At 54.5% G+C, this 22,355-nt stretch carries 18 protein-coding genes; 8 read left to right on the forward strand and 10 right to left on the reverse strand.

Translation table 11 applies throughout. The annotated features are described in order from the left end of the window. Window positions 1-171 precede the first annotated feature (171 nt). Complete coding sequence (locus M2319_RS15910; protein ID WP_264602446.1) at window positions 172-549, reverse strand: helix-turn-helix domain-containing protein; 378 nt, start codon at window positions 547-549, stop codon at window positions 172-174. Continuing rightward, a complete protein-coding gene (locus M2319_RS15915; RefSeq protein WP_264602447.1) occupies window positions 539-946 on the reverse strand; it encodes a hypothetical protein in 408 nt (135 codons plus the stop codon). The genes M2319_RS15910 and M2319_RS15915 overlap by 11 nt, the downstream gene beginning before the upstream one ends. A 323-nt stretch (window positions 947-1,269) precedes the next feature. Here M2319_RS15915 and M2319_RS15920 point away from each other — a divergent pair, with 323 nt between their 5' ends. Beyond that, entirely contained in the window at window positions 1,270-1,767 is a 498-nt protein-coding gene (locus M2319_RS15920; RefSeq protein ID WP_264602448.1) for a hypothetical protein, read from the forward strand. 70 nt (window positions 1,768-1,837) lie between these two features. Then, window positions 1,838-2,770, forward strand: coding sequence for a DUF2156 domain-containing protein (locus tag M2319_RS15925; protein ID WP_264602449.1), 933 nt, complete (start codon window positions 1,838-1,840; stop codon window positions 2,768-2,770). A 208-nt stretch (window positions 2,771-2,978) separates the two neighbouring features. Here M2319_RS15925 and M2319_RS15930 read toward each other — a convergent pair whose 3' ends face one another. Then, window positions 2,979-4,517 (reverse strand): TIR domain-containing protein, encoded by a 1,539-nt coding sequence (locus M2319_RS15930; RefSeq protein ID WP_264602450.1) that lies wholly within the window; start codon window positions 4,515-4,517, stop codon window positions 2,979-2,981. 284 nt (window positions 4,518-4,801) lie between these two features. Beyond that, complete coding sequence (locus M2319_RS15935) at window positions 4,802-5,488, reverse strand: recombinase family protein (RefSeq protein WP_264602451.1); 687 nt, start codon at window positions 5,486-5,488, stop codon at window positions 4,802-4,804. A gap of 187 nt (window positions 5,489-5,675) precedes the next feature. Here M2319_RS15935 and M2319_RS15940 point away from each other — a divergent pair, with 187 nt between their 5' ends. Next, window positions 5,676-6,053 carry a hypothetical protein gene (locus M2319_RS15940; RefSeq protein WP_264602452.1) on the forward strand — a complete coding sequence of 126 codons (378 nt, stop codon included), beginning with the start codon at window positions 5,676-5,678 and terminating at the stop codon, window positions 6,051-6,053. Continuing rightward, the gene (locus M2319_RS15945; RefSeq protein WP_264602453.1) at window positions 6,053-6,805 is read left to right on the forward strand and encodes a hypothetical protein; all 753 of its coding nucleotides are present in this window, start codon (window positions 6,053-6,055) and stop codon (window positions 6,803-6,805) included. The genes M2319_RS15940 and M2319_RS15945 overlap by 1 nt, the downstream gene beginning before the upstream one ends. A gap of 25 nt (window positions 6,806-6,830) precedes the next feature. On the opposite strand, the gene M2319_RS15950 is transcribed toward M2319_RS15945, so the two are convergent. Next, a complete protein-coding gene (locus tag M2319_RS15950) occupies window positions 6,831-7,004 on the reverse strand; it encodes a hypothetical protein (protein WP_170138497.1) in 174 nt (57 codons plus the stop codon). A gap of 520 nt (window positions 7,005-7,524) precedes the next feature. Further along, window positions 7,525-11,316, reverse strand: a complete 3,792-nt coding sequence (locus M2319_RS15955; RefSeq protein ID WP_264602454.1) for a hypothetical protein — start codon at window positions 11,314-11,316, stop codon at window positions 7,525-7,527. Between M2319_RS15955 and M2319_RS15960 the strand changes: the two genes are divergently transcribed. The 4 genes from M2319_RS15960 to M2319_RS15975 all read left to right on the forward strand — a co-directional run bounded on the left by M2319_RS15960 (window position 11,306) and on the right by M2319_RS15975 (window position 15,119). Beyond that, a complete protein-coding gene (locus M2319_RS15960) occupies window positions 11,306-11,797 on the forward strand; it encodes a hypothetical protein (RefSeq protein ID WP_264602455.1) in 492 nt (163 codons plus the stop codon). The genes M2319_RS15955 and M2319_RS15960 overlap by 11 nt on opposite strands. Window positions 11,798-12,408: 611 nt before the next feature. Next, window positions 12,409-12,717: an ArdC family protein gene (locus tag M2319_RS15965; RefSeq protein WP_264602456.1), complete on the forward strand. Its 309-nt coding sequence runs from the start codon at window positions 12,409-12,411 to the stop codon at window positions 12,715-12,717. A gap of 36 nt (window positions 12,718-12,753) precedes the next feature. Next, window positions 12,754-13,338 carry a zincin-like metallopeptidase domain-containing protein gene (locus tag M2319_RS15970; RefSeq protein ID WP_264602457.1) on the forward strand — a complete coding sequence of 195 codons (585 nt, stop codon included), beginning with the start codon at window positions 12,754-12,756 and terminating at the stop codon, window positions 13,336-13,338. 62 nt (window positions 13,339-13,400) lie between these two features. Continuing rightward, on the forward strand, window positions 13,401-15,119 hold the full coding sequence (locus tag M2319_RS15975; RefSeq protein WP_264602458.1) for a ParB/RepB/Spo0J family partition protein: 1,719 nt from the start codon (window positions 13,401-13,403) through the stop codon (window positions 15,117-15,119). Between the two features lie 257 nt (window positions 15,120-15,376). Here the strand turns inward: M2319_RS15975 and gatA are convergent, their stop codons facing one another. The 4 genes from gatA to M2319_RS15995 all read right to left on the reverse strand — a co-directional run bounded on the left by gatA (window position 15,377) and on the right by M2319_RS15995 (window position 22,134). Then, on the reverse strand, window positions 15,377-16,867 hold the full coding sequence (gene gatA, locus M2319_RS15980; RefSeq protein ID WP_264602459.1) for an Asp-tRNA(Asn)/Glu-tRNA(Gln) amidotransferase subunit GatA: 1,491 nt from the start codon (window positions 16,865-16,867) through the stop codon (window positions 15,377-15,379). Between the two features lie 79 nt (window positions 16,868-16,946). Continuing rightward, a complete protein-coding gene (locus M2319_RS15985) occupies window positions 16,947-18,473 on the reverse strand; it encodes an asparaginase (RefSeq protein ID WP_264602460.1) in 1,527 nt (508 codons plus the stop codon). Continuing rightward, window positions 18,473-20,734: an asparaginase domain-containing protein gene (locus M2319_RS15990; RefSeq protein ID WP_264602461.1), complete on the reverse strand. Its 2,262-nt coding sequence runs from the start codon at window positions 20,732-20,734 to the stop codon at window positions 18,473-18,475. The genes M2319_RS15985 and M2319_RS15990 overlap by 1 nt, the downstream gene beginning before the upstream one ends. Window positions 20,735-20,745: 11 nt before the next feature. Further along, complete coding sequence (locus M2319_RS15995; RefSeq protein WP_264602462.1) at window positions 20,746-22,134, reverse strand: AAA-like domain-containing protein; 1,389 nt, start codon at window positions 22,132-22,134, stop codon at window positions 20,746-20,748. Window positions 22,135-22,355: the final 221 nt, after the last annotated feature.

Consider the following 22,355-nt stretch of genomic DNA (forward strand, 5'->3'; position numbering starts at 1 on the left):
AGGCCGCTGCTTTTGCCAGCGGCCTCCGTGGGGAAGGAATGCAAAAGCACCCTCGATAAAACGATACCGGATGGGCCGGGCGGTTCAAGATGTATTCACACCCGTCAGCTCGCATGCCGATTGTGTGACGTCGCATGGTTCGATGCTGCAGGCACGAGCGCGCCGGCGGCCTCAGCCCTCGCTCTGTTGCTCCCAGGTGCGGTTGATTGCCGTCACCAAATGTCTGATCCGCGTCGTGATGCGTCCGTCGGGAAGCTTTTCAACCGCCGCCACCAGCTTGGTGATTTCCTCGATACGAATTGCCGATTGACCGTCTCCAAGGCTCGTTTCCTCGAAAAAATACGTGATCGGCAGCTTCAGTCTTTGGCTGATCCGGTAGAGGCGCTCGGCCGATATCTGATTCAAACCCTTTTCGTTCTTCTGGATTTGCTGGAAGCTGACGCCGGCAAAGGCCCCAATATCCTTTTGCGTGCAGCCCCGCATGATCCGGGCTTCGCGCAGCCGGCGCCCGAGGCGGCGGTCGAAATCGCTGATGTGTTCATCGTCCATCGGACCCTCCTTCCTTCGAAGGGTTGCCGTTAGCCGCGGCGTCGTTGCTGACGGAACGCATCAAGAGATGTGTCAGGTCGGCATGGTCGCGCCGGGCGTCGAGATAGATCGAGGTCATCGCCCGGGCATGGGCTCGAAGATGTGTGCCTTCCCGGTCGTCGAAGACACCGAACAGCCCGCGAACCGCCTTCTTCAGCTTCCACGCCTTGTAGGCGACGATCGCCTGCTTCGCGTTGTATCGATAGTCGTCGACCCGTTGTTCGGCCTCCTTCAGCGTGAAGAAGTCCACGTCTTTGAAAGTACCGCCCCGTTTCAGGGTGCGGATGGCATCGTTGGCCGCGCTCGTCGGCAGGCGGTTGAGGAAGCGATCCCATAGCGTTTCGTATGTTCTGGTCATTGTAATCCCCTTTGTTAAATTGAATTCCCACAAACAATGCGGGGATTATTAGACATAATTTGTTAATTAATCGTTAAATTCAATGAATATATTTGACTTTTGCAATAAAATATTGTAGTTTTCGAGAATATCTACATTGATACGACATGCCAATTAAGAACACAGATATCCTCACACCCGCCCAATGCCGTGCCGCCCGCGGGTTGCTCGATGTCGGTCAGACCGAACTGGGAGACCTCGCAGGCATTGCCCCGTCCACTGTCAGTATCCTGGAAGGCGGCAGACAGGCCGTCAGCCTTCAATCGCTTAAGAAAATCCGCCGGGTGCTGGAGCAGGCCGGGGCGGTGTTCCTGGAAGGTGAAGGCGTTCGCCGGCGCGAAGAGAAGATCGTGCAGATCGTCAAGGGCGAGGACGCCAATCTCCGGGTCCATGACGACATCTATCACACGCTGAAGAGACGCGGCGGCGAGGTCCTCTGTGCCGGGGTCACCGAACTCGACGAAAGCGCCGGAAAAAAGTTCGCGCTCCTAAAGCGCCATATCGAGCGGCTGCAGGAGGCGGGTATCACCGAGCGCATCCTCCTGAGGGAAGGCGATACGAACCTCGTCGCGCCGCGCGAATGGTACCGCTGGATCAAGGCGGATTACTTCGGCAGGAGCCCGTTCCAGATTTATGGCGACAAGATCGCGCTAAAGGACCTCGCCAACAATCAGATACTGATCATTCGCCATCCGCTCTTTGCGCAAAGCCAGACCGCAGCCTTCAACGCCTTGTGGGACATCGCCAGGCCCGTCGACATCGGGGCGCCCGGCGATGACTAGCCTGGCTCCTATATATGCGGAACGGACCAATGCCCCGCGCTTGACGAAACTCGGGACGGAACACCTGTCCGTGTTGTCATCCATTCTCCGGCACGTCGAGCGGGATGATCCGTTCGGCCGGTCGGCGGCCTACTTCGCCATGACGGGTCGCAAGGGGCTTTGGGCGTATGGCGACGACGAGACCATGATGCTGGTCGCCCGCCATCCCAACCGGGACGATATTCTGTTGCTGTTCCCGCCGATCGGGCGCGATCCGGCGGGGCTTCTGGCAAGGGCCGTCGACGACCCGCTCTCCCTGCCGTCCGGCAGGCTGGAACTCGCCCGCTTCTCCACCGAGGACCAGGCACTGGCCTCCCGGCTTGGGACCATGGGCGTAAAAGAACCGCACCGGGAAAAGGTTCTCGACTGGGCCTATCCCGTTCATGTCGTCAGCCCGAAGCGCATCGTCGAACGGGAGGGCAAACCCTTCGTGTCCTTCCGCGGCCATATCAACCGCGCGATCCGGGACGGATGCCGGGCCGAGCCGATCGATCTTGCCCGGCACCGGGACGACATTCTCCGCATCATCGACCGATGGGCCGACAGCCGCAGCGACAGCGACTTCAGCCACGACGATCTCACCGGGCCGACGCACTCGGTTCTCGGCCTCATGGACCGCACCGACCTCGATATCGGCGGAACCATCTCCTGCGATAGCCACGGTGCTCCAATCGGCTTCTGGCTCTGGGAGCAAGTGGGAAACACGGCCATGTCGCTCGTCCGCGCCTATCTCCGCCACCCCGGCAACGCCGAATACGGCATCCTATCGATGGCCGAGCAACTCTCTAACGCCAACATTCCGGAAATGTGCCTCGGCGGGTCCGAGACCGCCGACCTCGACGCCTTCAAGCGCAAGATGCAGCCCGTCCGCTCCATCGATTTGTCGACCGTCGCTCTCCCTGATCGTACCCTCGCCGCCGGCATTGGCCGATACCCGGTCCCGCTGTTCCCGGCGAGGGTGTGAGAAGACGACCAAAGATGGAGAAAGAAGAAGACGTGGCACTAGCCGATAGGAAAAGTAGCGCTTCGGCAAGTGAGAAGTGGAATAGACGAAAATGGCGCGCCTATGCCATATTAATTTAATATAAAAAACAATTAAGCAAATTTAAACTTCAATAAAAGCTAGTTCAGTTTCCATCATGCTCTAATTCGGCACGCAAAAATAATATTTATTATTCTAACACTTCGAAATCTCCTTTAATTAAATTAGGCGCATCCAGTAATATTTTAGGATCGAATTTATAATATCCTGTTAAGGTACCGTCATTTGTTGACACAAAATCTTTTTCAAAAACGGATGCGGACACCAAATTCAACAAACTCCAAACGGGCTCCTTTACAGCAGAAACAGTTCCAGGAGACAAGCCGATTCTCTTTAAAGAATCCACGTCTGAAACGTACGCATCTTTCAGGCCGAGCTGTTTTTTCACTTTTCTCGTACTTACTTCCATATTACCGGGAACATGAACCGCAACTAGGCCCATTCTTGTTCGATAAATAATCGACTTTAGCTCGTTTTCCAATGCTATATTCTTCGCGGTGGCAGCCTGTTGGCATGTTATTACCTCGCGGTCTAAAGTTGTTGAAATCAATTCTGGTGGTTTATTTCTTTTTTTGGATTCTAGAAAATACACAAGATCCGACTCAGTAACTTTTATTGAAATTTCCCAAAGATTATTAAAGCTTTCCATCAGCCAGCTTTTATCATGATACTCAACGATTCTTCCGCCTCCAATGTGATTCGGGTCGCGCTTCGATTGCTCAGCAATAAAAATTCGGCCGCTATTTGCGTCTTTATTATAAAAAATAACGAAATCCTCTATTCCTGAAATCATTTGTGGCTGTTTTCCAGGAACTCGCCTTAAATGAATGCCATTCCGTAATTGCTTGTTAATTTCGACGTCAATTTTTAACAGATCCGATTCTCCATGTAAAAATATCCTTCTTATTTCTACATCCCTTCTTGATGCCTCGATATTTTTTTCAAGATAAATTTGCTGATCCTGTTCAAACTCCCAAATCTCAGAAGAAAGAGATGCAACTGCACAAATCAACGTTTTCTTATCGGCGCTTTCAATTTGCCTGTACAATTCCGCATAATAATCATCCGAACTAACAAGAACCTCCCCGACTCTCGCATGTGATAAAATTTCTTTAATCTTATTTAGTATATATTTCTCCGATAAATCGTTTTCAATCTTTGATATATTTCCTCGATTGTTATCTATTGTTGAAAATAGCTCGAGAGCGATGCGATCATCTTTGGCCCGTTGCATCATTTGTGCGAACTGTCTCTTTAAGAAGATATTGCTTCTTGCGATGTTTGACTTGTCAAAATTTAAATAAACTACGCCGCCAAGATCGGTTGGTAGTTTAATGCGATCGGTATCAGTATTTTTGCATAAAATAATTGCTGTATTCTTCAATCCCAATTTTGCTGAAAATAACCCAATCTCAAGAATTATATTATCTCTAGGCGACATATATTCGTTTTCTCTGCTAGATGTCATGTCATCAGGCGTGACAATAATAGCAGCTAATTGCACACTTGAAGAAGCGGAAAGTAATTTTTCCAATACGAAATCTCCGGCTTGAAAATATTCTTCCCAATTTATGGTTTTGGCGCCAATCGAATGGATCAACGAAGAAACCTCATCTACGTAAGAGCGCCCCTCAGACGAAGATGCAATAAAAAATGTAATACTTGACATTACCACTTCCAATTTGAACCGCTTGGTTGCCCGCGATCATTCTCATTCTGTTTTTAATCGTGAATTTTCATTTATTTGGGACCATTTGGGAACGACGTATGACCGCTAGCGCGCTTGGTTGTATAGCGGATTTTTCGACAATCGCCAAGCTATGTTCGCTCTTGCGGGCTTTTTCCAATTTTGCTTTTGACACGGTCAATTAGTTCGTCATGTGGCGCGCTGCAAACGTATTCGTGGAGTTTAGTGACCAGCCACTTTCTAACCTCTTTCTGCGATCGTCCAACTCAGACTGGGCTATTGCGCCACATCGATTTAACAAGAAAGTAATCTTTGCAGGTAAACGGCACTGATCGATGACTGGGCTCTAACTTCAACGGATGGTCGCCGAGGGCAATGTCCCATTTGAGCATTGCTATCTGCAATTTGGAACCCTCTAGGCCTTCCTGCGTCATGGCTCGCGAGAGCGTCCAGCCAGAAACGCTGTAGCGTTTGCCAACGGTTTGGAAGCTTTCGCCCGAAGCCGCCAATCGCCGTGCCGCATTGCGCAATTGTCGCTTGCTCAGAATCGGCGGCCGACCAATCCGCTTGCCGCGTTTGCGAGCGGCTGCGAGGCCTTCTTTCGTCCGTTGGGAAAGGAGATCGCGTTCGAACTCGGCCAGAGCGCTGATGAAGATGTAGAGCAGCCTGCCGAAGGGAGACGTGGTGTCGATGCTCATGCTGGCAATGTGAATGCCGACTTCGCGTTTGTTGAGCTTTTCGATCTCGTTCAGCGCGTCCTGCGTCGACCGGTAAGCCCGATCCAAATCCCAGATTACGAACACGTCGCCGTGGCGTAGCCGTCGCATGATCTGCGTGTAGACCGGACGGCGTTTGCTGATGGCCGATAACGTCTCCAGGTGCAGTTCGTCATAAAGTCCCTTGAGACCATCGATTTGACGGTCCGGTCGCTGTTCGCTGGTGGACACACGCATGTATGCTATTCTTTTTCATTTAATATCAGTGTGTTAAGCGGCTTCTCGCTCTCCTTTGCCCGTCACACAATTGACCCTTTCCGCGTAGTTGGGGGAACCGCCGCATCTTTACCGCTTATCCCTTGATATTCTTCAATTTTACCAAATTTCGAAGATCAACTTCAAATATCCGCAAAACCGGTCGGTTATGAGCGGTGCCCCTCATGCCAATACGGTCAAGAAACTTGCTGTCGCCGGGGCATTCGTTCTCGGCATCAATACGGCGTTCGCCAGCGACAATGCGGGTTCGCCGATGACGGCGGGGCTGATCATGGATAAGATGCCGGTACGCGAACGCTTCAGCTATGTCGCCGGGATCGTCGAAGGCTTGGCCTATGCTCGGTTTCGCAAGGATACCGCCGCAAATGGCGGTAACGACACCAGCGGCATGAACTGCATCTATGGCTGGTTCTACACCGACAACACAAAGACGATGGACACCGTGGAGGCGGCATTCCGCAAATATGCCGACCACTACCCGGTAACCTTGCTGGCGGTTCTGATCAAGAGAAAGTGCGGTGAGTGATGGAACTGGTCGTCGCGGGAGCATTGGGACGGAGCTTTCGAAAGGGCGCGAATGAAGAGGCGCATCGCCGCATGCTCTGGCAGCTTCGCGAGCAGAAGGACCGGGACCGCCGACAGAGGGAGGAGCAGGTCGACCAAAGCGAGTCCGAGTTCATCGACCTCGCGACGACGATCATCACCGCCGAGCAGGCCGACCTGTTCCAGTCGGAACTCAACATCTATCACGAGGCGACCTACGAAGCGCTGCGGGACAACGACGAACGGCTCGAAGGCGTCGGAGCCCATATCGATCGGATGTTGTCGCATGCGCATGTGCTGGAAGACGGACGCCGTGTCTTCAAGACGGAAGACGGCACGCGGGTGTTCGACGAGTTCGGCAGGGAACTGGATGCTGAAACGATCTCGCCCGACGACATCGACGATGATCGGCCGCGATGGGAAAGCTACCGCGATGCGATGGAAGAACGGGAACGGCTCCTCCAAGAGCGTGAAAAACTCATCGAATTCCAGTCCGACCTCGACGAGGCGCAGGAGCTGCTCGACAGCGGAAAGATGACGCAAGCGGAGTTCGAGGAACGTCGCCAATACCTGCGCGACCATGCGCCCGATGCGGTGAAAGCCCATGCCAAGGGCATCGACTTCGAAAACGACGCCAAGCCCACCGCCGCCACCAACGCCGAACCGGTCATCGACCTCGACGACGAGCTTGCAGACCTGCCGAAACCGCAGCCTTCCGTACCCGGTCTCGGATGATCCCGGCAAACCTCCGGTTTGGCTTTTATCTCTCGTCCACGGGCAGCCCGGCCAATGTCGTCAGCCCAAGCTGTTCGGCGGCCTTTTCGTTCTCGATATCCTGGTCGATGAGAAACCGGGCGCGTCCCAGTTGCCCCATCGCCCTGGCCGCATCCTCCATGGCCTGGTCGATCAGTTTCAAAATCTCCGGATTGGTCATAACAAAATTCCTTTCGGCAAAAAGCTGGTGAGCCGGACCCTGAAAACCGTTGCACGCAACGTGCGCCTTATTCGAGCTAAGCCTTATATCGACGCGATCCGGCCCGTAGAGCCGATATGCGTGCAAGCGGGTTTCCAGACCGCACCGGGCCAAAACAACCCGGCACAAACATCGTACAGAAAAAGATGGGCCAGTTAAATAAATAAACGCCAAAATAAAATCGTCCGAAAGAATTCAGATAGACGATCGATCAAACCTCCGCGACATCGCGGTCCGGAAACCGACGCCCTTTCATTCGACCAAATAACGTGAAAAGCCGAACGTCGTGAAACGCAACTGAACCTTGAATTGAAACCACCTGACCCAAAGCCGACATAATCCGTTGCGCGCCATACCGGAATTGCAGTGGAGAAATGCGCTTCCGCAAGATGTGCGTGTACTACACGCGATCTTGCCAAAGGGGGCTCAAAGGCCGCCCCCTGTTGGATACCCCGGCTGGGCCAGTGCCCAGTTCTGAGTTTTAGGGGTGCCAGCGCTCACCAAGTGCAGCTCGCTCGTCTTGGTCCTGAGCATCCCTGTCATATCCTTCTGCAATTGAGGTGAGCACCGCCGAAACGCGCGGATGCGAATTCCCGTACCGTGCAGCTAGCCCCCGATACTTCTCCGCCAACACCCGCTCCTGTGCCCCGCCATCGTAGGGCCCGCGGGTCGTCACTCCTCTTGCGTTGTGGACACCTAAAGTGAAGCGTTCTCGAAGGCCGCCATGTTCGGGACGATCGAGGACGTCAAGCATCACCTCGGGTAACCAGTCCTCCCACGAACGGTGGCGAGCAAAATGGGCTATCAGCGCGCCAACATGCAGCTCCGCAACCTCTCGCCGGTCAGCATCAGAAGCCAACCTCAAGGCTTCCTCGGTCCATCCTAGAAACTGCCCCGCATTGATTTTGCCATCCTTGCTCATGCCAGGAATGGCTTTCCAACCTTCAAGCAAGTGACAGGCGGTTTCAGCCAAGAATCGGCGGTGCTCCGTTTCCATTTCTTCAAGTTCTGGTTCTGCTGCTCCATCCCGACGCCCGTAGTGCCAAGTCAGAAGCTGAATGAATAGAGCTGGGTCCCGCGCGAGTTCCTTATGAAGAGCTAGGGTTCTTTCCCCAGTCCTATGGCCGTAGTTGCACAAGAGTGGCACGAACGGCAATTCCAGACTGGCAATCCGGTCGTCTGAAAAGTCGGGAGCATTGTCCAAGCACTCGAATACCTCTTCCAATTCGTATGCTCCGGGAGATGGTCCATTGGGTTCCTCGCCTCGGGAAATAGCTTTGAGGATGCGCTCCCAACGATCCGGCGTGATTTCGTTGCGAAGGAAGATCACGGCGTTAAAAGCTGACCGCGGTCGCTGTGCCGCTAATAATTTTGTCACTGCGAGTTCAACCTCGTCCGCAGGCGTATCATCCCACAATCTGATTGAGACTGAATTCCAATACGCCTGCTCTACATCCGGCCCGAGCGCAGCGGCGACTTCCCAGCCATCGGAGCGGCCCGGAAGTAGCTTGGCGAGTCGCTCACGCTGTGTCGGGTCCTCAAGGAGGCCCTCTTTCTCGAGGGATGCAATGGTGGCTTTTAAGTCACTCAAACCCGCGGTCCAGAAAACTTGTCTCAGAAAGCTATCTGCCGCTTCGGACTGGTTCGCGCGCAAGGCTTTTCTGGCCCATTGTGTTGCGGTTTCGGGAGGTGAATCTTGGGAGACCAGAGCTTGAGCGACTAATTCAGGACGTTTGACATCCAGCGCGAAAGGCAGGATGGCTTCAGGTCCGAGTTCTGCTTCGATTTCAGCAAGCGCTTCGGACCTTTTTTCTTTCACCCGTGCTTCGCGCTCTCGCCAAGAAACGCGTCCATCATCCTCATCATCGATGAGGCCGCGCCACTCAACATGAGTATTTTCGAAAAGCCAACGATGACGCATTGTTGCTTGAGTTGGTTCGAGCGCATTTTCTATGCGCTGAAATGCCTCAGCCAAGTCTCGGTTATCGGGCTCATTCTGAGATGCACGGATGACCTCTCTGCGACGCAGGTCATGTCGCAATTCGGCTTTGTCGCCATCGGATGCAGAGTCACCCCAACGTTCTACCTCGGTGACAAGCCTGCCTAGATCATCGGGGTGAAGCCTCGACGCAACCTCAAGCACCTTGTCGAGTTCGAGCTTGCTATACGGAACCAAGTCTAAGAGTAGATGGCTAGCCCCAACTGCTGCATCCCAAATACCACTATTCGTTGCTTCTGGAACTTCTTTCTCCAATGCCCTCCATCGAGGGCGGGAGGTTCTGAAAGCAAGTCCTGGCCCACCACCAGGCAACAGAGAAATGCACACATCAATTGTCGGTGTTCGGTAGGACCCCGAAAGTTCTCGAAGGACCTTGAGGCGCTCAGTCACGTTCAATGAAGTTGCCGGTAGCCATGCCAAAAACAGGGCCTTTGCGGTGGACGCCGGTGAATTCGTCCAGTTATCATCCGTGGGAAATCGCTGCAAATCGAACACAATTTTGGCGACGCGAGAAAAGTGCTCGGGATGCCATGCCAGAATTTCCAAGGCCCAAAGCAAATTTGTCCGCAAACACTCACCGCCCATGGCGCCGCCAGTGGTACCCATGATTTCTTGAATGGCGGGATCCTTTCCTCTTAGTTCCTCTTCAAGGCAGTCAAGAAACGCATAAGGAGCAGCCTCCGCAAGTGCACGAAGATGGCCGCGAATGCTCAGCCAACGCTCGTCATCAGCGCCGGCTATCAACTCGCGAACAACTTGGCTCGCGCGGTAAGCGAGGTCGACTTTGAGACTACTTCCACAAATTTCGGCTCCGTATACTGAGAGAATGCACAATGCGTCGCTGAGCCCGGATAGCAAAGCCCCTGAATAGCTGCGCGCTTTGCCAAGCACATTTGCCATCCACCATTTGTCCTTGGGGAGGTCTAAGGCAGGATCTCTGTCGCCCAACAATTCTGGAACGAGTTGAAAGAAACGATCCAAGTCGTCCCGGTCTATGTAGGGGCCAATTGCAAACAGCGCGTCTAATTGCGAGACGACAACGTCTACGTTCCCATATCTCGCAATGGGCACGTCATCCAAAGCAAGCAGTTCATCTCTGGCTCGTTCAATCTCGCCATCATCCAGCTCTCCAAGAAGCTGCAGAACCGCCAAATCGTCGAAACTTTCTCGATCGACCCATGATCCCGCAAGCGCGAACGGCAATAGTCTCTTGGCCAAGGCGCGATCGCGAGCCCAAAGAGGGCGTCGGATTTCCGGATCAGGCGACAGGTGCCGCCGGAGAATTGGCACCGAATGTCCGGTCTTCAACGCAAGACTCTCAGCGTCATCGCATGACAACCCCATTGCCTGGAGTTCGTCACGAAAGACCTCAGATGGGACATGCGAAAGCTGCGATGCTTCCCGAACGTCTTGTCGTCCGCGAGGATAGGCCCGCACGATAGTAAGATTGCGTCTGTCGCCAAAATCCGGTTCTTGGCCCTCGGGGAGATCTGCAATTATAATGAGTCGAGCATCGCTCCGAGGAATTGCAATATCGGCTCTCGTCACCACGAGGGTGCGATCAAGGAGATCGTCAGCACTTTCTTCGGTGAGTGCCGCGATTACAAACGCTACCGCTTCGCTTCGATCATCTGCTGCAACCGATACCACAGCGTCGCCGTTACGAAGGTCTCGTAACAACGTTGCCGATTCATCGTGTCGTCGAGTGGCAACCAATCGACGCGAGATCGGCGGATTGGAGGCAGTTGACCATCTTACCCACCACTCATTTGGCGTAAGCAGGCCTGGTTGATCAAAACCGAGAAGTTCCCCGATCCAACGAGAAGTAGCAGGTGCTTCGTCAAGCCAGTTTTCTAGATCTATTGCATCCCACGCCAGAACATTGGCCCAAGAGTTTTCTGCCTGCCGCTCCCTTTGCCATTCATTCTTTGCTGGCCAGCGTCGGGGCGTGACAAAAACGAAACTCGTGGTTGCTCGTTCTTCCTCAGGTGTTTCATCCGTCCGCTTTCGATAGTCGCTATTCGCCTTCGCGAGCGAGTTCTGATTGCAACCCATCTCCCAAATGCTTCGCCCCTGAGGGACCCACACTGTCGCTTGTTCAGCTACGGCCTGCCCATCCAATCCAGCTAGATCGACAGCTTCATTTCCCGGAAAGCGTAGTGATTGCAGGGTTATTGTTGTCTCGCGAACTAGTCGCCGCACCAGAATTGGTAAATTGCTGCGGCATTGGTGGTGATCAGCCCATTGCCTTAGAGCGGTTTCATTGACCGGCATCGACGCCCCCAATGCTGCGGAAACTGAAAGTGTTGTTCTGGCTGACGCTACACTTCTGAAGATTCGTCGGAAAGGGCAGGTTTTGGCAATTTACGGCTGCAACCCGGCGGCTAGTGAGAACTCGCCATTGTCACAACGCGACAGGCGCTGTCGCGGCTCATCAGTCGACAGCCTGCAAATGACCAGGTTGTTAGGTGCCCCGGTGCCGCTCGTCCTTGGCGCTATGGGCCAGAAGATCACGGCGAAGCTGCCGGATATGGTTTTTGATGATCGTGATCATCGCCGCATGGGGGAAGACCGTTTCCCTCACCCCGGCGTAACCAGCGACGTCCTGTTCGTCGCGGGTCTCGAAGCTGCGGAATCCAGATTGGTGAGCAGTCGTTCCACCTCGTTGTCGTTGAGCTTCGCACCTTCGATGCGGGTGGAGAAGCCGATGCTTACAATGGTCGCCACCCGGCGCCAGCGTCCCAAGCTCCCTTGAGCTCGTCGATCTCGGCAATGTGAGTGAGGGCTTCCGGGGCGACGGCCAACTCGTCGATACGGAAGGCCATATCCAATAACTTACCCATAAATACCCGAAAATGGTGATGATTTCGGACTGAGATCCACATTCCGGGTGTTGGCTGTCTTGCGGGCTCTATTTCGCTCCGCTCCACCGAACCCGCCCTTCGGCAGGCCTGCGGGCGGTTTCGGCCCATTCGGGTGACGATCCCGGACAGGAAGAGACGCGGCGGCTGGTCGCCGCCACTCGTCTTTTGCTCGCGCGTTGCACGCGCGTGGACCCCATCAGCCAGCTTACACCGCCGCAGGGTCGCCTGATCCAATAGCCTTGGTCCGGGCTGGCCCGCTCCATTCGGCACACGTGCCTCCCGTGTGGCCCGGACCGCCTTCGGCGCCGCAAGCGGCAAGGCTTTGGGGCGCCCTGCTTGCGGTCATAGCGTCCGTTGCGGTCGCTGCCGTCGGTCCTCCGGCGGCGGCTTTTTTGTTTCCGGGATTTCGGACGCTCGGCGCTGGCCAGGGGGTCATGCGCGGCGGGTTTTCTCTCCTGAGAGCTTCGCCGGATTTGAAACCCAAACCCCAAGCGAGGACATCATGGCCAAGAAAGACATCTATCAGGAGGTCACCAGCAAGATCATTGCCGTTCTGGAGACGGTAGACCTTGCCGACTACCAACCGCCCTTTGCGGCACTGGCAGCTCAAGGACTGCCGCTCAACCCCATCACCGAACATCGATACCAGGGCATCAACATCCCCTCCCTCTGGTTCGATCAGCAGGACAAGGGTTTTTCGTCCAGCCATTGGGCGACTTTCAACCAGTGGAAGGAGCGCGGCGCGAACGTGCGCAAGGGCGAAAAGGGCAGCCCGATCATTTTCTACAAGACGCTGGTCAGGCAAGAGTAGACCGACAGCGGCGAAACGGACGAACGCGCCGTTCCCATGCTCAAGACCTATACCGTTTTCAATGCCGATCAGGTTGACGGATACGACCGCGCCGACCCCGTCCGCCGCGACGACATCGATCTTGTGACCCGCATCCAAGCGGCGGACCACTTCTGCGCCAGTACCGGAGCCGATATCCGTCATGGCGGTGGCAAGGCGTTCTACCACCGGGTGGAGGATTTCATTCAAATCCCGGACACCAAGGCCTTTGTGGAGACCAAACAGGCAAGCGCCACGGAGAACTACTACGCGACGCTGCTGCACGAGCTGACCCACTGGACGGGAGCGGCGCACCGCCTTGACCGCGACAAGGCAAAAACCGGGGCTGAGCGGGACCAATACGCATTCGAGGAACTGGTCGCCGAGCTTGGCGCGGCCTTCCTGTGTTCGGCTATCGGCATCGTGCAGACGCCGCGTGACGACCATGCCCTCTACATCAAGGGCTGGCTGACCGCGCTCCGGAACGACAAGAAGTATGTCTTCAAGGCGGCAGCACAGGCCGCGAAAGCCGCCGAGTTCCTACACGGCCTGCAAACCGAACCCTGCAAAGCATCCGAGCCTGCCCCAGAGCGGCCCCGCTAGGGCCGTTCACGGGTGCGCTTGTGCACCGTTCATTTCAACTCAAACATTTAAGGAGAAAACCCATGAAACTAACCCATTTGACCCTCGACCAACTGAAACCCGCCAAGGTCAACGTCCGCAAGAAGGGCGGCAAGGATGTCGCCGATCTCGTGCCGAGCATCCGCTCGCTCGGCCTGCTGCAACCGCTTCTCGTGCGGCCTAACTGCGAAGGCTTTGAGATCGTCGCGGGACAGCGCCGCTATCACGCCTTAACCAAACTGGCCGAGGAAGTCGAGGCGCAGCCCGTGCCCTGCATCGTCATGGAGGACGGCGACGATGCGAAAGCCATCGAGGCCTCGCTTGCGGAAAATGTCGCCCGCCTGCCGATGGACGAGATCGACCAGTACAAGGCCTTTGCCGTGCTGGGGGAAGAAGGCAAGGACGTTGCCGAGATCGCCAGCACGTTCGGCGTGACGGAGCGGCTCGTCAAACAACGCTTGGCCATTGCCAACATCATCGGGCCGATCCTGACCGCCTATCGCAGGGGCGACATCGGGACCGAGACGCTGCGGACGATGACCCTTGCCACAAAGCGCCAGCAACAGGATTGGTGGGCGCTGTTCAAGGACGAGGACGCATACGCGCCGCACGGCTACGCGCTGCGCCAGTGGCTCTTCGGTGGCCAGCAAATCTCGGTCGAAAATGCTCTGTTCGAGCTCGAAGAGTTTATAGGCGCGATCGTTGCGGACCTCTTCGGCGACGAGCGGTATTTCGACGATACGGACGCCTTCTGGACCTTGCAGAACGAAGCCATCGCCAAGCTGAAAGACGACATCCTCGCCAAGGGCTGGCAGGACGTGGAAATCATGGAGGTCGGCGCATTCTTCGCCAGTTGGGAGTACCGCAAGGCGACAAAGAAGGACGGAGGCCGCGTCTATATTCAGATCGCCAAGGACGGCGAGGTCACGGTCCACGAGGGCTACATCACCGAGAAGGAAGCCAAGCGCCGCGACAAGGCGGAAGCAGGCAACACCGACGAGCAATCCTGCGAACGCCCCGAACTCACCAAGGCCATGCAAAATTATCTCGCCCTACACCGCCACGCCGCCGTGCGGCTCGATCTCCTGAGCGATCCCGCGCTTGCCCTGCGAGTTGTTGCCGCACAGATCATTGCCGGATCGGCCCTGTGGACGGTCTACGGCGAACCACAAAAGGCAAATACCGAGGCCATTGGCGAAAGCCTTGCCGCCAGCACGGCTGAGGCGGCGTTCGCTGCCGAGCGCGAAGCCGTCCGGCTATTGCTTGGCATCGAACAGGACGACAGCGACACGCTCGTCTGCCGCCAGCACGACTACGGTCGGTCGCATGACCTTCTGACCGTCTTTGCCAAGCTCGTCGATCTCGACGACGACAGCGTCCGGCGCATCCTGACGTTCGTCGTAGCGGAAACCCTTCCGAGTGGCAGCGCGCTCGTCGAAGCGCTCGGCATTCTCAAGTCGGCCGACATGGGCGCTCACTGGGCACCGGACGACACCTTTTTCGATCTCTGGAAGGACAAGGAAGCGATCAACGCCGCTGTGAAGGAAGTCGCCGGAAAGGCCACGGCCGATGCTCACGTCACCTCAACGGCGAAGGTGCAGAAGAAGATCATCCGCGATCACATCGATGGAACCCGCAAGCCGCACACGCCCGACTGGCAGCCGCGCTACACGACGTTCCCGATGGGCACCTACACCAAGCGCGGCGGCATCGATGCCGTGGAGCGCGGTAAGGACCTAAAAAGGCGCTTCAAAGCTGCGTAGGTTTCGGCTGCGTTGAAAAAATCGCGCCCGGCGCCAGAAGAAGCCGCCGGGCGCATACCTATGCTCTATCAATGGCAGCTGAGGTTTAAAGAATGGAGGCGTGCCAAAAGCACTTCTTCCCTACATTTGAAACGACCTATAGGGGTGGGAAGCGACAATTTACAACGTCCGAAGTTAATGTCGGCAAGGCAGATGTCGGGCGAGAATTCCAAATCTAGAAAGGTCCCCTTACCCCTAATCACAGAAAAAATAGATTCTTACACTATTTCGGTCGCCGCCTTTTCCACGCTAGCAGCTACACGAAGCACATTTTCATCGCCAAACTGTGGACCAATAACCTGAAGTCCCAGCGGCATACCATTTGTACTCGTTTCGACTGGCAGGCTAATGGCCGGAAGACCTCCCAAATTTATCGGAACAGTATAGACATCCTCGAGATACATCTCGACGGGATTTGTAGAATGCGCTCCAATTGGAAAGGCTGATGATGGCGCCGTCGGCATAAACATTACGTCTGCATTTTCAAATGCCATACGAAATTCATTTGCCACGATGTTTCGCACCTTTTGCGCTTTCAAATAATACGCATCGTAATAACCAGCGCTCAGAGAGAATGTTCCGAGTAATATTCTCCTTTTAACTTCTCTTCCAAATCCCTCGGCCCGTGTCCTCTCATACAGGTCATTAATATCGTTCGGGGCCTTCGCTCTAAAACCGTACCGAACCCCATCATATCTAGCCAGATTCGAAGATGCTTCCGATAGGGCAATAATATAGTACGCCGGGAGCGCATACTTGAAGCTTGGCATTGACACTTCGACGATCTCGGCACCTATGCGCCGCGCAATTTTCTGAGCTTTGTCCCAAACTTTGTCGGCATCGCTGGTCGATTCCAGAGCAATCACTTCTTTAGGAAAAGCAATACGAAGCTTCCTTTGTTCTTTTCCCAAAGCCTGTGAAAACGCGTAAGCTCTTCCATCCACCGACGTTGTGTCTTTTGGGTCTTCTCCTGCGATTACGTCCAAGAGAATAGCAACGTCTTCAACGCATTTCCCGAAAACGCCGGCTTGATCGAGCGATGAACCATAAGCGATAATGCCCCATCGGGAACAAGCACCATATGTCGGCTTCATGCCGACAACGCCACAGAAGCTTGCGGGCTGCCGAATTGAGCCGCCGGTATCAGTACCTAGGGCGCCGGCAGCAAGATTTGCTGCGACAGCGGCGGCCGACCCCCCCGACGAGCCTCCTGGAACCAAATTGCCAAATCCGAGCTTCGTGCCGACCGGATTGATGGTCGGGCCGAAGTAGCTGCTCTCGGTCGACGAGCCCATAGCAAACTCGTCCATGTTCGTCTTGCCGAGAATAACAGCGCCGGCATCGAGCAGCTTCTGGGTAACCGTAGACTCGTAGGTCGGAACAAAATTCTCCAAAATGCGGGACGCTGCAGTGGTCCTAATCCCTCTCGTGCAGTAATTGTCCTTTACGGCAATAGGAATTCCATCCAGCGGCTTTCGCTGGTTCTTCGAAATACGCTCATCGGCCTCCTTGGCTTGCTGAGCCGCCGAATCGCGAGCTTCGGTTATATAAATATTTAGATGTTTATTCTTTGTGATTTCGTCGAAATATTCTGACACCAACTCAGAATTGGAAATCTTTTTTCCTTCAATCAGCGACTTTTGTTCGCTGATCGACAACGCTGTGGGTGCCAAATTGCCATTTTGGGGAAGTTTCAGAGCGGAAAACACTTTGGAGCGCCTCGTTTTCAACAGCGGCTATCTGATTGCATAAAACCACACATTGGAGCACCTGCTTCTAGCCGAATTCTCAGGCGCGCGTAAACATGGACAGTGAGAGTTTTTCAAAGCTGAAAGTGACCCCGGGGGATGGCACGAAGGTCAGCACCACGTCACTGTCGCCAATGATATTTTTGACCTTTTCCTTCGGCAGCTGCTCGACAACGTTAAAAACGCCGCTTTCGGAGAGTTCGATACGGTGCAGCCGCCGTGGATGGCTATCCCTTGCAATCAGATCGATTTTAGGGTTTGGGAAGTTCATATAGAGGTCGATCACACCCTGTTCAGCGCCATCCTCGATCGTCACGTTAACCCCTTTCATCCGCAAAACAGCAGCCGACAAGACGGTCGGATCAAAACGCCGGTCCGGCACGATGAAGTCTGAATAGGGCGCGTCGATTGGTTTGTCGGTTTTCTTGAAGTTGAAATCGAACAAGTTTTGCGATTGTTCACCTCGCTGGCTGATTTGCATCTGAAGCTTGACCTGCTCGCCGATGCGGGTACCCATGGTAACCATCAGCTTTGTCAGCGCTGCCTCAGGAGTCATGTCGAGACCTGAAATAACTCCATTGTCGATGAGGCCGACGCTTGCGGCATAAAGCCCCATTTCGACGGCGCCCTGAGGGCATTGGGTGATGTTGACCACCACCTTGTCGCCATTGCTGATGCCGTCGCCAAGGGCCGCAAGGAAATCAGCGTCTTCCGGTGCGTTGCCGGTGCCATATGTGCGAAAGACAACGCCTTTGACCTCATCGAGGTTGAGGATCTGGTTGAGATGGCTTGCCCTCAGGCCAGGATAGAGCGAAATATCGAGGACATCCGGATTGAGTTCGGTGTGCACCTGAAGGTCGAGCCCGACTGGAGGTGCCGGACGTATCTGGCTTTCGAAGATGCGGACATGCTCGCCGATCTCGCCAAGGGGTGGGCAGTTTGGCGTATCGAATCCGGTCCAGGCACTGGCGCTCATTTTCCGGGTGCGACAACCGCGAAGCACCTTATCGGCAAAGACGACGATGACCTCGGGTATCCTCGGCAAATCCGTTGCCTTGAAACCGGCAATTTGCAGGGCATGACCATAGTTCAAATTGGCATCTGTCCGCGCATTGGTCAGCGGAAGCTGTGAGCCGGTAATAATAACGGGTTTTGCAAGATTTTCCAGCATGAAGCTGAGGGCGGACGCGGTATAGGCGAGCGTGTCTGTGCCTTGAAGAATAATAAAACCATCATGATCTTCATAATTTTCCTCTATCTTACGCGCAATATTGATCCAATCATCTGGCGTCATTGAAGACGAGTCAAGCAATCGGCTAAATCGCTCCAGAGTCACATCGACACCGGGAGCTAATTCAGATGCTTCAGGCAAGGCATCTTCTAAATCCTCAAGCTCTAATGGCTCCAATGGGTGTCCTGGAACTGCACGGTTTGGCGCCATACCGAAGGTGCCGCCCGTATAAAGGACAAATACCTTCGAGATAATGTGATCATTTTTTACTCCATCAACCGCGTTGGAAATTTTTTCATTTGATGTCTTTGGTGACACACTATTTTTACGAGGCATTATTTTTCCTCTCCGTTTTCTATTACATCCAGTTCGCCGACGTAATCAGTTTCCATCATGCGTTTAATCTCGGAGATTTTTCTATCAATCGGCAGGTCACCTTTGTCGACCCGCTCCTGGATCTGCGGCAGGACCCACATGAATTTGGTGACTGCCGCCGGTGGAGCCATGTTGAGTGCCGCCAGGGCCCCTGCCGCCAGCGGAGGACCGGCCGGTTCATAGTTTGCGGTCATGCGAGGCTGGATCGGGAATTGGCTTGCCAACATGACTGGGATGTACCTCTCGGTGGCCGCCTTTATGAACGAGATGAGGCTCCAATGCCCTTCCGTCGGCACGTTGCCGATACCAAGCGTTTCAATAATGATGCCGTCGAGGGTTGGATTTTTCAGCAGTGGCATCAAGAAATCGGGGTTGAGCCCAGGATAAAGGTCGATCTTAAAGACGCCGCGCGAAAATTTATTACGCAGCTCCATCTCCCGGCGCCGATCGATTTTACGTAAATCTTGCGGCCTGATGTCGATATCATCGGCAATTGTGCCGAGAGGTTGCCAAGTCGGTGAGTGCATCCCATCAAAGCGGAAATCGTCCTTCTTTTGAACTCGGACACCGCGATGAATTTGGTCGCCTACAACCGCGACGACTTCCGGAACATTCCGCGTCGCCACCGCCACGGCGCGCGTCAGGTTAATTCGAGCGTCGCCGTGAATCACATCGGTACCGACCTGTGCGCCGACAAAGACGACAGGTACGCGCAGCCCCTCGCCTAATGCAAAAGCAATTGCGGAGGCGGTGTGAGGTAGGGTATCGGTCCCGTGCGCAACGACGAATCCGTCGAATCCGACGTAACGCCGGGCGAATATTGCGTCGGCCAACGTTTCCCAATCATCCGGGTTCATGTCGGAGCTGTCCTTGGCCATCAGGGCGACGGCCGTGACCTCGGCAATCGAATTGAGTTCGGGAAACTTGCGGAAGAAGCGGGTCAAATCCGGCGGGATGGCGTATTTCCCGTCGGGCTGCAATTCGGTGGAGATCATGCCGCCGGTATTGATGATGCAGATACGCTTGCGGGGGGCGTCCAATTTAACGGCAACACCGGGCAGTTGACTGGAAAAAACCTCCTCGCCCAGTTCTTTCTCTATTGTTTTTGCCCACGCCTTATCGAATACGTTGCGGTAGATGTCCGATTTAATTACGAGGTGTTTTTCATCCTTGGGATCGAACCGGACGAGCCCACTCGTCAGAAGCGATGCCCGCACTTCTTTACCCAGTGTCTTGACGGCTATTGGACCCTTCAGCGCCTTTTCGTAAGCTGCAATCACGCGAAAAGCGAGATCCGGTCGCTCAACGATGATGTCTCGCGGGGAGTTGAAATGAGCGCGGCGCCAATCTCCATCCTTGGCGCGGGCTATTCGATCCGACAGGAAAGGGGCGAGTTCCCCCGTGCTTTGGACATTTTCGCTGCGGGCTTCATCAAAAAGGCAAGCGGTAAGATAGGGCTGCCCGCCGGTAGCCGTAAGAATACCTGCCGCTATAGACAATCGCTCTTTTTTGTCCGTGGCGGGATAGCCCTCGGCCCACGCAGCAATGACTGCATTATCTTCGGGATCGAAATCACGGAGATCAACCTGTTTGGCCACTATATTGAACGCTGAGCCTCCCAGAGACTTAAGTAAGTTCTCCGGCGGATTGATGCCGATCAGGACGAAACTTAGGTCCAGTTCGTCGCGCCGCGCCGCGAGGACGCGAACCGCCTCGAATAGGCTATCGGTAAAATAAGAGTAGAGCTGAACAACATCGATCTCATCGAAGGCGACCACAATCGCCCCTTGCAGTCGGCTACGCAAGAATTCGGAAAAGAAAGTGGATATCAGATTGGTCGTCGGCATTTCGCCCTGGGCGGCAAGCCATTTTCCAAGATCACCTAAATCCAGTCGAAACTCACGACACAGCGCCCGAAACAAAGTTTCCGTCCAACCGCGTGCCATACGCGTGCTGTCTTCCGGCAGGCCGAATACTTCGCGGAAGTCAATCGTGCCGAAAGTGATTCCTTTATCTTTTAACGTATGTTGGGTCTTGACCCACAAGCTTGTCTTACCGGTCTGGCGTGGCGCCGTGATGACGAAAACATCCCGCCGTCGTTCAAGCATGCGAGTAAATTCGTGATCGACGCCGCGTTCGACATAGAGCGCTTGGTCGGATCGTACCGGCCCGCCTGAGGATTCATAGATGACAGGGGGGCTTTCTGTATTGGGAGAAGGCACGCGTTACTTTCCTAAACTAGTTTGGTTTCAACTCTGATCGCATGCAAATAGAACCGGCAGACGGTCGGCTCACGCAAATTACCGTCGATGAGCCCGAATTCGCGGAGGCTGCGACCGTATTTCCTCCAGATATCCTCCATCTGCTTCTGGTTTGAGGATTTATCGTTCAAATTGTCGGTCTGAAGGAGAACCGCTTTAAAAAGGTCCTTCAATACATAGTTTCTGCCGATGAGGAAGCTAATTTCCAGCTTCATTCGTTCCCAGTGGGATTCGTAGTCGCTCTCAATCTCAAGCGCCCGTTCTGTCGCCTCTTCGAAATCCTTGCCGCTTCGAATATCCCAGGCATAGAGATGGGTTAGATAGGGATGCCCATGAAAGAGTTCGTACACGTGCTTCGGATCGTACTTATCCGTTGAAACGTCCAGCAATCGAAACAGTTCGACAACATCTGTCTCGGTCAATTTCTCTAAGCGCAGTTCGCTGGCCTGTGTCGCGTAGGGAGATGCGTGGGCAGCCGACCAACTTTTGCCGGAGAATGCTGTAACCAAGACGAGCCGCTTGAATGGCGGCGCGCCGCGGGCGGCGGAGTAGCGCAACTCCGATAACCAATTCACGAGCGCCAACGGGTCGGTGATTGATCCGGCCAGTTTGAACAGCTGGTCGAGCCCGTCGATGACTACCACAACGCGCGCAAATCTCGTCCAAGCCATCTCCGCCCATCGTCGAAACGCCTCCTTCATGTCGTGGGCATCGCCCTGCAGAAGGTCCAACGGCATTCCGATCGCCCGATAAACCGCGCCGAAAATCTCCACCTGGGTTAATTTCTCACCGGCAGCAAAGGCAACATCCAAATTGACCATCACAACACAGCAGTTTTCCATGTTGCGAGCGTAATCGTAGACCCGGTTGAGGAAAGAGGATGTTCCGCCATTAATCGGCGCGACGACGATACTTGCCGGTGCCGTCCCGTTTTCCAAGATTGATTGGATCCTGTCGTCGGCGTCACGCTCCAGATAGTTGATCGCAAAAACTGCCAGTGATCCCCGCGGTTCGACAATCACCTTGGTGGGCGTTTCAGCGTCATTTGTCCCCTCCCCTAAAGCAATGCCGGCCAAAATTTGTTTGAAGGATATGATCTCGCTCGGCTTAATGTCGTTTGCCGCACGGGCAGTTCGCACTTGCCGCGCCTCGTCAAGATCGGCCAGCGCATCAGCTGCCCCAGCTTTATGGGCTTCGATGCGGGCAATCTGAGCATTGAAAGCCACCATGACTTTGGCTTCGTTGTCGGCGGACAAGCCCTGATGCCGTGAGCCAGAAGCGAGAAACTTGCTTATTGCTGCTTTAGAAACGCCAATGTCCGCTGCCAAATCAGTTTGTTGTAGGCCGAGTGATCCCTTCATGAAAACCAGCTTTTTGCGATGGTGGGGTGACAGTGTGGTAGATGGGCGATTCATCGGATAACTCATTTAATGCGCGAAAAAATTGTAATTTCGGGAAATATAGGTAAAAAATTGAGTGGCTGTCATCTGCGTGGTTAACGAATTTCGTTATTCTGTTAACTAATTGACAGTACGTCGCAGATAACCTACAAAAGTGCTCCGGCAGATTTCTCCGCCGGAGC

Source organism: Rhodobium gokarnense (assembly GCF_025961475.1).
Taxonomy (GTDB): Bacteria; Pseudomonadota; Alphaproteobacteria; order Rhizobiales; family Rhodobiaceae; genus Rhodobium; species Rhodobium gokarnense.

Coding starts and splice junctions, on each gene's coding strand:
- M2319_RS15970 (WP_264602457.1), top strand. CDS start 12,754: ATGCTCAAGACCTATACCGTTTTCAATGCCGATCAGGTTGACGGATAC.
- M2319_RS15950 (WP_170138497.1), bottom strand. CDS start 7,004: ATGACCAATCCGGAGATTTTGAAACTGATCGACCAGGCCATGGAGGAT.
- M2319_RS15915 (WP_264602447.1), bottom strand. CDS start 946: ATGACCAGAACATACGAAACGCTATGGGATCGCTTCCTCAACCGCCTG.
- M2319_RS15975 (WP_264602458.1), top strand. CDS start 13,401: ATGAAACTAACCCATTTGACCCTCGACCAACTGAAACCCGCCAAGGTC.
- M2319_RS15940 (WP_264602452.1), top strand. CDS start 5,676: ATGAGCGGTGCCCCTCATGCCAATACGGTCAAGAAACTTGCTGTCGCC.
- M2319_RS15955 (WP_264602454.1), bottom strand. CDS start 11,316: ATGCCGGTCAATGAAACCGCTCTAAGGCAATGGGCTGATCACCACCAA.
- M2319_RS15945 (WP_264602453.1), top strand. CDS start 6,053: ATGGAACTGGTCGTCGCGGGAGCATTGGGACGGAGCTTTCGAAAGGGC.
- M2319_RS15910 (WP_264602446.1), bottom strand. CDS start 549: ATGGACGATGAACACATCAGCGATTTCGACCGCCGCCTCGGGCGCCGG.
- M2319_RS15965 (WP_264602456.1), top strand. CDS start 12,409: ATGGCCAAGAAAGACATCTATCAGGAGGTCACCAGCAAGATCATTGCC.
- M2319_RS15995 (WP_264602462.1), bottom strand. CDS start 22,134: ATGAAGGGATCACTCGGCCTACAACAAACTGATTTGGCAGCGGACATT.
- M2319_RS15935 (WP_264602451.1), bottom strand. CDS start 5,488: ATGCGTGTGTCCACCAGCGAACAGCGACCGGACCGTCAAATCGATGGT.
- M2319_RS15985 (WP_264602460.1), bottom strand. CDS start 18,473: ATGCCTCGTAAAAATAGTGTGTCACCAAAGACATCAAATGAAAAAATT.
- M2319_RS15930 (WP_264602450.1), bottom strand. CDS start 4,517: ATGTCAAGTATTACATTTTTTATTGCATCTTCGTCTGAGGGGCGCTCT.